Raw genomic sequence first — 10,955 nt, forward strand, 5'->3', positions numbered from 1 at the left:
AGCGCTGGCTCAACCGCATCCTCGCGCTGCCGATCGGAATGCAGAATGCGATCTTTGAGGAATTTCTGGGGTTGGTCGAAGCGCGGGTGTCCGCAGCGCGCGAGGCGGGATCGCTCGATGTTGGCGTCGAGACCCTGCGGGTCGAACAAGCCGAGGTTGTCGAAGACTTCGTCCTACGGACCGATGAGCGAACCGGCGCCACGTCACACTTGCTGCAGCTGGCTCTCAAGACGAGAGCGCGGCCGATCCCTCTTGAGCGTGTTCTGGAGCGCCGTGACTATGCCGACGGCTGCATTCTGCTCCACAATACCAAGAGTGGGAAAGCAGCCTTGGCCGAACCTTCGCGGCACTTCATGACCGAGCAGGGCGAGTTGATCCGGCGGGTTATCCTCCACCGTCCCCTGCGGCGCGAATACCACCACTTCGATGACCTTGCGGAATCGGCCTGGGAGGAAGCCCCGCACCAAACCTTCGAAAAGCTTTGGCAGACCGAGGTTGAGGAGCTTGCCGAACGGCTCACCACAGAGACCGTGTACCTTGCGACCGGACTTCTCCTGCCGATCTGGTCGAGCCTGCCTGTCGACTATCTGGAGGTCCGGCGGATCGTCGACGAAGAGGGCAGAAGCTGGCTTGGCCGCATGGTCCACGAGCTCGATGTGGCGAAGCTGCTCGAGAAATTCGACATTGCCTCTACTGTTGAACTCAGCCCGGATACGATCATCAGGGCGCTTGGAGAGCATCGGACAATCACCATCAAGCAACCATTCGAGGCGACCATCAAATGTTCGCGGGTGGCAGGCGAGAAGCGCTATGAAATCGTGGGCGCACCTGTCGATCAGCTGCCTTGGCTGAAAAGCATCGGCTGTTTCACTGAGATTATCGCGTTTCGCACACGGGCGTTCATTCCAGCGAAGAAAGCTGCCGCAGTAATTGGCTCATTGCTCCGGCTTGTAGCCGAGTAACTGCTGATGGGGCACAGGCAATCCGGTTTGCAGATCGCGTCACCCAGATTCTACCGACGGATCCCACGTTTCGCCGAGGGTAAGGATACAACTGCACCAAGTGGAAAGGAGCACTCCTGTCCTCGCTCATTTATCTGCCGCTCCTCGCCATGTCCTGCTGCGACCTCGTGCTCGCTTGCTGCGATGCGGCCATGAGCTGCTGCCCGTAAGGGATTGACCAGAGCATGAGGGCGGGCATCCGGTCATTGACCAGGAGCCCGCCTTGTTTCGCGCTGCTATCACGCACCTGCCATCTTGCAAGCGCAACACATGCAAAGGCAGGCTCGCTCCTAACCTACTCGGCGAAACGTACTGAACTGAAATTGCTGAACCGAGCCGCCCGGTGTCAGATGCTCGTGGCGCTGTTCGTTCACCAGCTCAAAGTCCTGACCAATAATCGCCGCGATACTGGCTGCGTCATGCCTCGCAACGGTCAGGCCGCTGCACCGCTCCGGGCCGTCGGGCGCGAAAGTCCCGATGATAGCAATGCCATGACTTGCGAGAGCCGAATGCATCGCTTCCACATAGGCGTGTTGCTGCTCAGTATCGGTAAGGAAATGGAACGCTGCGCGATCATGCCAGACATCGTATCGCGTGGTTGACCGCCACTGCGTCACATCGGCAACGATCCATTCAACCGAGCTGGACGCAGCTCCAAGCCTCGCCTTTGCAACGGCCAGCGCACTGGCTGACAAGTCGAGAACCGCCACCGGCGCATATCCCGCTTCGACTAGCGCACCCGCTAGCCGTGACGCGCCTCCCCCAATGTCGATCACGCCGCCATGCCCCGGATAGGCAGCGGAAATCAGCTCTAGCGACAGCGCGGGTGTTTCCTCGAACCAGCTTACCTGCGCGGCATCTTTGGTTGCATACACATTTTCCCAGTGGGAACTTGGCTCGTCGCTCATGAGCTTGTCCTCATTATGTCGTCCGTCCCGGCCCGAAAAGGATCAACCCGGCCCCGGCGAGGCAAATTGAGGCTCCGATGACATCCCAGCGGTCGCGGGCCGTGCGCCTTCCACTGTCCAGAGCCATATCAGCGAAGCGGCGATGTAGACACCGCCATAGGCTGCGTAAGCGCGCCCCGCGACGGGCGTATCGACGAACGTAAGAAGCCACGCGAATAAGGCTAAGGAAACCACGCCCGGAAACACCCACCACACGGGCTTGTCGAGGCGCAGCCATGCCCAGAAGGAAAAACAACCTGCGATCTCTGCGAGTGCGGCCAAGGCATAAAGAAATCCGGTTTGCAGGGTCGGCATGGTCATAGATGGATCCGTGGTGGCAGCGGGCCTGTCGAGATCATCGCTGCGTGTCGCAGAATCGTCAACGCAGCCTCCGACATACTTGAACGCGAGGCCGAAGCGCCGTTCCCGATGGAGCGATCACCTCGCAGGCATAGTGCGAGGGGCCAGCGTTTCGATAATCTTGCAATCGGCCACCGTCCCGTGACGGCAGGAACCGATCACCCGGTCAAGTTCGCTACGCAGCGCGGACAGATCGGCGATTTTGCGGTCGATTTCGGTGAGGTGGACACGCGCTATGCCGTCAACTGCTTCGCAGGATTGGGCCTTGTCATCCGACAGCGTGAGCAGTTCGCGCACCGCTTCGAGCGTGAAACCGAGATCGCGGGCGCGGCGGATGAACGACAGGCGTGCCAGATGGTCATTGCCATAGGCACGGTAATTGGCGCTTGTCCGTGCCGGCGGGGGCAACAGCCCGATCTTTTCATAATAGCGCACCGTCTCGACCTTGGTCGTCGTGGCGCTCGCGAGCTCGCCAATCTTCATCGCCACTCCTTCGGGCTTGACCCTGTAGTTGCTACAGGGTGTAGATAGAGTGCCGACTCGGGATTTGTCGAGAAGGCAAGATGATGGCTGATAATTGCGGCAAGGCCGCGTGCGGGACGACGGCAACGCTGAACGATCCGCGTTGGCGCAGAGCATTGTGGATCGCGCTTGGCGTCAACGCCGGCATGTTCGCTGTCGAGATGGCGGCAGGCGCCGCCGCTGACAGCCGTGCTTTGCAGGCCGACGCGCTCGATTTTCTGGGTGATGCTGCCAACTATGCGATAAGCCTGCTGGTTGCCGGGATGGCGCTTACTTGGCGGGCGCGGGCTGCCCTTGCCAAGGGCCTTACTCTGATCGGCCTGAGCGGTTGGGTCATGATCACAGCGGTGTTGGCGGCATTGGGCGGAGCTGCACCCAAACCTGAACTGATGGGGATCATTGGCGCGTTCGCGCTCGCAGCCAATGCAGGCGTCGCCATCATACTCTACCGCTTTCGTACGGGTGATGCGAACATGCGATCAGTCTGGATCTGCTCACGCAATGACGCGATCGGCAATATTGCCGTGATGGCTGCTGCGCTCGGCGTGTTCGGCACCGGAACGGCCTGGCCGGACCTTATTGTTGCTGCGCTCCTAGCGCTGCTGGGGATTAGCGGCGGCATTCAGATTGTTCAGCAGGCACGGCTTGAATTGCGGAGCGTTGCGGCATGAAAGTTTTCCATTCGACACATATCGCGCTCAAGCCGGAAACTGTCTGGGCAGAAGTGCAGATGGCGGGCTTGCTGAAGCATATCGCTTGACCGCTGGTGCGGTTCATTCCGGTCGATGACGCGGCTTTTTTCCGGTTTCAGCCCGGCGGGCGCTACCAGGTCAAGCTACGGCTGTTCGGCATGATTCCCTTCGGGACCCAGTGGATTGTAACCTCGCTGCATGAAGCGGAGGACAGTGAATGGCCCAAGCGACTGCGTGATAACGGGCACAGTGCCCTTATTCCCAAGTGGGATCATTGGATCACTGTCACGCCTGATCGGAATGGGGGGACGCGCTACAGCGACGAGGTCGAAGTTTCGACCGGAGCCATGACCCCGTTAATCTGGGCGTTCGCGCACATCTTCTATTGGCACCGGCAGCGACGCTGGCGGGGGCTTGCCAATAGCCTTGCCGCGCGGCGGGTCATCGCGGCCGAAATGGCGGCATACCATTCAGCCGTAGAAGAGGGCGACGATGGTCGGGCATGGCACCATTTGGAGCGGGTGCATATCGTGTCGCAGCCCTATCTTGGCCCTCATCTTGCCAGCCATGGCGCTATGTTGCGGTTTTCTATCCGGCGGAGTGATGCGCGCGAGGCGCTGGGCCAGATCTTCCGGCTTATTTTGGCCCCGCTGGGCGCCCTGACGGGCCGTTTGCCGATTGGCAATACGGGTCGATCTACTGTGAGCGCATTTGCGCCGATGCCGATACCTGTCGATTTGGCGGAGGCGCTGCGTCAGCAGGATATGATCTTATGATCATCGCCCCTAAGATAAACTGCATAAATTCAGCCATTCACTATGCCACCTCGCTGGAGACAGGTGAATTATGGCCCGACGGTTGGGGTAATCCCGCTTATGACTTCTCCGCGCTCTAATCTCTTGCACGACCGTTCCGCCAGAGTTAGGGACCTATGGTGCTGTGCATGAAATCCCCTCGCGTTAAGCGCCTCTTCGCCTTGCTTTGCATGGTGTTGGCGCTTGTTTATGCGAGCGCCTCCGGCACAGAGGTCTTGAACTCAATACAGCATTCTGGAGCGGAGGCATCCGCACACGATCATTCGGTGCTGAGTGATGCGCTGGCCATGCAGGCTGACCACCACGCTGACATTGATCATGCAGACCCAACTGATGATCAGGGGCAGAATGAAATTGCGGGCGGACATCATCATCATGGTGATAATGGCTCCAGCCTTTTGGCGTCATCAGCGGATGAACTGCTCGGCTTAATGCTGTTGGGTAACTTGCGCGCGCCCGCTGGAGATCGACATGTTGACGGCATTGCCGTTCCGGGCCCAGAGCGGCCTCCCATGGTGCTGAAACTGGACGCCTGACGTCCCGCGCCTTGAGCAGGCGTGGGACATTCCCATGCTTGCGATCAAGGTTTTCTCACCATGTTTTCCCGAATACGTGCGTGCAAAGGCACGCGCGCTGCCCGCAAAGCGTTGCTTTTGCCGGTAGCACTCGCCGCTTTGGTGGCATCACCTGCATTTGGGCAGGACTTGACGCTGGAAGACGCCATTCGGCGTGCGCTAGCCGCTGCGCCGCAGAATGCGTCAGTTGTTGCCCAGGTCGATGCATTGACCGCGAACCGGGCGGCTGCTGACTTGCCGCCTAGGCCCAGTTTGGAGATTGCGACCGAAAACTTCGGTCCGCCGTCCGACAGTCTTTACGACCAGTTCCAGATCACCGGAACCTACAGCCAGCAGATCGAACGCGGTGGCAAGCGTCAGGCGCGAGTCACTCTTGCCGACCGTCAGATTGATGTTGCCCTAGCGCAGGCAGTTGTCCGACGGCTTGAGATCATTTCCGACGTTCAGCTTGCTTATGTTGAGGTGCAGGCCGCCCAGGCCGCCATCGGCGTCGCACGGGAGCGCCTGGCAATTGCTCAAGGCGTTGCAACCGAGGTTGATCGCCGTGTCGCATCGGCGCGCGATCCGATCTTCGCTGGAACCCGGGCGCGGGCCAGAGTTGCCGAGGCCGAGGTCGACCTGGAACTTGCCGTTCATGCGCGCGACGCAGCATTGGTTCGGTTGTCCCAATGGTGGGGCGGCAGTGCTGACGGGCTGATCGTCCCGATAGGCAGATTTCTGGATCTTGCCCCCATGGCCGGACCGATGGAGCCATCCCCGAAGATCACTGCAATCTATCAGGCAGCGGGCGCACAGGCTGATGCAGCCATCGCCGTTCGACAGGCCGATTCCGTTCGCGATCTCACCCTCAGCGGCGGGCCGCGCTTTATCGGTACGGGCGATGTTGGTTTTGTCTTCGGGGTTTCGGTGCCGCTCGGCGGAAGGCGACTTGCCGACACGCGTGTGGCGGAAGCTCAGGCCGAAAGGCAGCGGGTGGATGCCGAACGGGAGGTTGAAATGTTCAACCTTCGACGCGCCATCACGCTTGCTGCCGAACGGGTCGAAGAAGCGCGGCACGAAGCTGACGCCATCCAGACTCAGGTGCTTCCCCTCGCTGAAAAAGCCTTGAGCGAAGTTCGTGTCGGTTATCAGCGTGGCTTCTTCAGCTTTGCCGATTTGGCCGCTGCGCAAACCGCCTCCGTCGATGCTGCCATGCGCACTGTCGACGCTGCACGCGAATATCATGAAGCAAAGGTTGAACTGGACCGCCTGACCGGTCGCTTCAGCAATTTGGCCGAGGAGGCATCACAATGAGACTTTTCCAACTGACGATTGCGGCGCTGTTCCTTGTTCCGCTGACGGCCTGCGGTGATGCCCCGGCTGAAAGCAGCGAGGCGGCCGAAGGCGCTGCTCCTGAGGAATATGAACGCGGTCCGCATAATGGGCGGATGCTGCGTGATGGCGATTTTGCGCTGGAAGTGACCATATTCGAAGACGGCGTGCCGCCGGAGTACCGCGTTTATGCCTATCGCGGCGACAAGCCGGTTGCGTCGCGCGATGTTGACCTGACCATCCAGCTCAAACGGCTCGACGGGGAGGTCAACACGTTCAAGTTTGCCGCTGAACAGGATTTCCTGCGGGGCGACGGCGTGGTGATCGAACCACACAGCTTTGACGTTACCGTCGCAGCACGTGAAGGCGGCCGCCGCCATCGTTGGGAATATGCCTCATACGAGGGCCGGGTGACGTTCCCCAAACAGGCCGCCGAGGCGGCGGGGGTAACCATCGAGCGCGTTGGCCCGGCCAGCCTGTCCGAAACGATCGAAATCATCGGCTATGTTGAGTTGGAGCCTTCCGCGACATCCAACGTGGGTGCGAAATTTCCGGGCCGGGTGGTCAGTGCCGGGCCAAATGTGGGGGATACCGTCCGGGCGGGACAAGTGCTTGCGCGGGTCGAAAGCGCCGAGAGTATGCAGATTTATGCGATCACCGCGCCAGTCAGCGGCGTGATTGTGGAGCGGCGCACCAATGTCGGTGATGTTGCCGGAAGTGATCCGATCTATGTGATTGCCGACCCCAACCGGACGCGCGCGGTGTTCCCCATTTTCCCGCGCGATATGGAACGGGTGCGCGCAGGGCAGGAAGTCCAGCTTGGCCTGCTCGAAGGTGATCGTTCGGTGACGTCGCGCTTGGGCAGTTTCTTGCCCGGTGCTGACCCCGCAACCGGGGCGCTCTTGGCACGCGCAAGTCTGCCCAATCGCGACGGGTTCTGGCGACCCGGAATGCGGGTGCGCGGGGTGGTGACGATCCAGAGCAGGCAAGTGCCGCTGGCGGTGCGGACCGAGGCATTGCAGGCGTTCCGCGACTTCACCGTGGTGTTCGCGCAGGTGGGCAACACTTACGAAGTCCGGATGCTCGAACTGGGCACGCGCGGGCCGGAATGGACCGAGGTGCTGGGCGGGATCAAGCCGGGGCAGGCCTATGTCACCAAGGGCAGCTACGTCATCAAGGCCGACATCGAAAAAGCCGGCGCCAGCCACGATCACTGAGGAGCGACATCATGCTTGAGAATATCATCAGGCTGTCGATCCGGCAGCGATGGACGGTTATTGTTGTGGCGCTGCTGATTGCGGGGCTGGGCATTTACAATTTCGGGCGGCTGAAGATCGATGCTGTGCCCGACATCACCAACGTACAGGTGCAGGTCAATACAGCCGCGCCGGGCTTCTCGCCCTTGGAGGCGGAGCAGCGCATCACCTTGCCGATCGAAACGGCTTTGGCCGGTCTGCCAGGGCTGGACTACACGCGTTCCGTTTCGCGCGCTGGCCTCAGCCAGGTCACCGTGGTGTTCGATGACGGGACCGACATCTATTTCGCGCGGCAATTGGTCAATGAACGCCTGCAAGGGGTGGCCGGAAATCTGCCTCCCGGAATGGAGCCCGCGCTTGGTCCGATTGCAACCGGGCTGGGCGAAATCTTCATGTATACGCTCGAGTCCAAACCGGGCGCGCGCAAGGACGATGGAACCCCCTACACGGCGGAAGATCTGCGCACCTTGCATGACTGGGTGGTGCGGCCGCAATTGCGCAACGTTCCCGGCGTAACCGAAGTCAACTCGGTTGGCGGTTATCGCCGCCAATATGTGATTGCGCCGATCCCCGCGCGCCTGTCGGGCTTCGGCCTGACCGTGGCCGATCTGACGAAGGCGCTGGAAAGCAACAACGCCAGCGTGGGTGCAGGCTATGTTGAGCGGTCGGGCGCACAATCGGTGATCCGGGTGCCGGGTAATGCAACCGGCGAAGCGGATCTTTCGGGCATCATCGTCGCCTTTCGTGCCGGCACCCCTGTACGGATCGCCGATGTCGCCGATGTCTCTATCGGTTCGGAAATCCGACAGGGCGCGGCCACCAAGGACGGGCGCGAGGTGGTGCTGGGCACGATCTATATGCTGGTCGGCGAAAACCCGCGCAATGTGAGCGTGGCAGTGGCCGAGCAACTGAAGGTCGTGAACCAGTCTCTTCCCGCAGGAGTGTCTGCGGTCACCGTCTATGACCGTTCAGTGCTGGTGGAAGCCACGATCGGGACGGTCGAAAAGAACCTTGCCGAAGGCGCAATGCTGGTGATTGTGGTGCTGTTTGCCCTTTTGGGCAATATCCGCGCGGCTCTGATCACGGCAGCGGTCATTCCCATCACCTTCCTGATGACGATTACAGGCATGGTTGAAGGCGGCTTGTCGGGCAATCTGATGAGTCTGGGTGCGCTCGATTTCGGGCTGATTGTCGACGGCACGGTCATCATTGTGGAAAATTGCCTGCGCCGCTTTGGTGAGGCGCAACACAGCCTCGGCCGTCTGCTGAACCGCGAGGAACGGTTCAGCCTTGCCGCCAGCGCTTCGGCGGAAGTCGTCAGGCCCAGCCTGTTCGGCATTGCCATCATCACCATCGTTTACCTGCCGATTTTTGCGTTGACCGGGGTGGAGGGCAAGACGTTCCATCCAATGGCGATCACTGTAGTGCTCGCTCTGACAGCAGCAGCGCTGCTGTCGCTCACCCTCGTGCCCGCCGCCGTGGCAACGTTTGTCACTGGCAAAGTTGAGGAGAAGGAAAGCCGCGTGATGCGCGGTGCCAACCGGGCCTATGCTCCGCTGCTCGATTGGGCCTTGCGCGCCCGCGTCACGGTGCTGGTGCTCGCAGGCGCTCTTGTGGTGCTGAGTGGGGTGGCAGCCACAAGGCTGGGCTCGGAGTTCATCCCCAACCTTGATGAAGGAGACATCGCGCTGCACGCCCTGCGGATTCCGGGCACCAGCCTGACGCAGGCAGTGCAGATGCAGGCCGCACTGGAAAACCGCATCAAGCAGTTCCCGGAAGTCAGTCTGGTATTCGCGAAAATCGGGACTGCCGACGTGGCAACCGATGCAGTTCCGCCCAGCGTGGCCGACACTTTCATCATCATGAAGCCGCGCGACGAATGGCCCGACCCGCGCAAGCCCAAAGCACAATTGGTTGCCGAGATGAACGAGGCAATCCAGCGCGACGTGCCGGGTTCGCGGTATGAATTCATCCAGCCCATCCAGATGCGGTTCAACGAACTCATCGCAGGCGTTCGGTCCGATGTTGCGATCAAGATCGTAGGCGATGATCTCGACGAATTGTCAGCAGCGGCTGACCGCGTGGTTGGCATCGTATCGGGCATCGATGGCGCGGAAGATGTGCAGGCGGAACAGGTGACCGGCTTGCCGTTTGTTGAGATTGTCCCTGACCGGGCACGCCTCAGCCAGCTGGGCCTCAATGTCAGCGCGGTGCAAGAAGTGGTGGCCGCAGCCACTGCGGGTGCCAACGCGGGTCAGATTTTCGAAGGCGACCGACGGTTCGACATCGTCGTGCGCCTTTCCGAAGACCTGCGGCAGGATCGCACGGTGCTGGAACGCCTGCCGATCCCGCTTCCCGGTGGCGGGATCGCGGGTGGGGCGGTGCAGACTGTGCCGCTATCCGAAGTCGCAACGATCGCCGACATCACCGGGCCTAACCAGATTAGCCGCGAAAATGGCAAACGGCGCGCGGTTGTCACGGTCAATGTGCGTGAGCGCGATCTGGGGTCGTTCATTGCCGAAGTCCAGCAGGTGGTGGCGCGCGATGCCGAGCTGCCTGAGGGTTATTGGGTTGAATATGGCGGGACCTTCGAACAGCTCGAATCCGCGACCCAGCGGCTTCAGATCGTAGTTCCGATCACCCTGCTGCTCATCCTGGGTCTGCTGTTTGCGCTGTTTGGTTCCCTGCGCGATGCGGCCATCGTGTTCTCCGGCGTGCCGCTGGCGCTCACGGGCGGCGTGGCAGCGTTGCTGCTGCGCGGCATTCCCTTCTCGATCTCGGCCGGGGTGGGCTTTATCGCACTTTCGGGCGTGGCGGTGCTCAATGGCGTGGTGATGCTCAGCTTCATCAAGCAATTGCGCGAGGAGGGCCGCAGCCTTGAAGATGCCATCCGTGAAGGGGCGCTGACGCGGTTACGGCCCGTGCTGATGACCGCGCTGGTGGCGTCACTTGGCTTTGTGCCGATGGCGCTGAATGTGGGGATCGGCTCGGAAGTGCAGCGGCCTCTGGCCAGCGTGGTGATTGGCGGCATTGTCTCGTCAACCATCCTGACCCTGGTGGTGCTGCCTGCACTTTACGCCTTGGTCCATGCAAAGAGGACCGGTGAGGCTGACAATCCAAAGCCAGCTTGGCGGAATCGTTTCCGCCGCCGTCCCGCCGTTCAATGATCAGGATACCACGCCATGATCGCTAGATTATCGCCAACTTCTCCAGCGTTGCCACGCTGGATCATATTTTCCTTTATGGCGCTGGCCATGCTGCTGCTCGTGTCGGTGGATGCCTATGCCCACAATGTCGCCGAAGGGGACAAGGGTTATATTCAGGAAAGCAGCGGGGTGTTGTTCTTCCCGTTCTTGTATCTCGGGGCCAAGCACATGGTCACCGGGTACGATCACCTGCTGTTCCTGTTTGGGGTGATTTTCTGTAGTTGCCCCTTAATTTCCGGACAGTTCCTCGGTGGTTGAACGGTTGATGTA

Annotated in this window: 9 protein-coding genes and 2 pseudogenes; 8 read left to right on the forward strand and 3 right to left on the reverse strand. The window is 60.8% G+C overall.

The features are described 5' to 3' along the window. Positions 1-962, forward strand: a 962-nt coding sequence (locus AX708_RS17735) for a strawberry notch C-terminal domain-containing protein (protein ID WP_197426419.1), incomplete at its 5' end; no start/stop codon positions are given. Positions 963-1,291: 329 nt separating this feature from the next. Here AX708_RS17735 and AX708_RS17740 read toward each other — a convergent pair. The 3 genes and pseudogenes from AX708_RS17740 to AX708_RS17750 all read right to left on the reverse strand — a co-directional run bounded on the left by AX708_RS17740 (position 1,292) and on the right by AX708_RS17750 (position 2,791). After that, positions 1,292-1,909, reverse strand: coding sequence for a trans-aconitate 2-methyltransferase (locus tag AX708_RS17740; RefSeq protein ID WP_067490532.1), 618 nt, complete (start codon positions 1,907-1,909; stop codon positions 1,292-1,294). 13 nt (positions 1,910-1,922) lie between these two features. Further along, positions 1,923-2,269: pseudogene (locus tag AX708_RS17745) on the reverse strand (YnfA family protein). 117 nt (positions 2,270-2,386) lie between these two features. Beyond that, a complete protein-coding gene (locus AX708_RS17750) occupies positions 2,387-2,791 on the reverse strand; it encodes a helix-turn-helix domain-containing protein (protein WP_067490533.1) in 405 nt (134 codons plus the stop codon). 83 nt (positions 2,792-2,874) lie between these two features. On the opposite strand from AX708_RS17750, the gene AX708_RS17755 reads away from it, so the two are divergent. From AX708_RS17755 to AX708_RS17785, 7 genes and pseudogenes are all read left to right on the forward strand, one after another. Then, positions 2,875-3,501 carry a cation transporter gene (locus tag AX708_RS17755; protein ID WP_067490538.1) on the forward strand — a complete coding sequence of 209 codons (627 nt, stop codon included), beginning with the start codon at positions 2,875-2,877 and terminating at the stop codon, positions 3,499-3,501. Positions 3,502-3,596: 95 nt separating this feature from the next. Further along, positions 3,597-4,298, forward strand: coding sequence for a DUF3703 domain-containing protein (locus AX708_RS21210; protein ID WP_233999674.1), 702 nt, complete (start codon positions 3,597-3,599; stop codon positions 4,296-4,298). Between the two features lie 167 nt (positions 4,299-4,465). Continuing rightward, positions 4,466-4,873, forward strand: coding sequence for a hypothetical protein (locus AX708_RS20630; RefSeq protein ID WP_156454594.1), 408 nt, complete (start codon positions 4,466-4,468; stop codon positions 4,871-4,873). 21 nt (positions 4,874-4,894) lie between these two features. Next, positions 4,895-6,205 carry a TolC family protein gene (locus AX708_RS20120; protein WP_156454595.1) on the forward strand — a complete coding sequence of 437 codons (1,311 nt, stop codon included), beginning with the start codon at positions 4,895-4,897 and terminating at the stop codon, positions 6,203-6,205. Continuing rightward, positions 6,202-7,440, forward strand: coding sequence for an efflux RND transporter periplasmic adaptor subunit (locus AX708_RS17775; RefSeq protein WP_066524748.1), 1,239 nt, complete (start codon positions 6,202-6,204; stop codon positions 7,438-7,440). The genes AX708_RS20120 and AX708_RS17775 overlap by 4 nt, the downstream gene beginning before the upstream one ends. An 11-nt stretch (positions 7,441-7,451) precedes the next feature. Then, entirely contained in the window at positions 7,452-10,646 is a 3,195-nt protein-coding gene (locus tag AX708_RS17780) for an efflux RND transporter permease subunit (protein ID WP_066524745.1), read from the forward strand. Positions 10,647-10,721: 75 nt separating this feature from the next. Further along, positions 10,722-10,901, forward strand: a pseudogene (locus AX708_RS17785) (HupE/UreJ family protein); the annotation flags it as partial. Between the last annotated feature and the right edge of the window lie 54 nt (positions 10,902-10,955).

The organism is Erythrobacter sp. CCH5-A1 (assembly GCF_001557115.1).
GTDB lineage: Bacteria > Pseudomonadota > Alphaproteobacteria > Sphingomonadales > Sphingomonadaceae > Erythrobacter.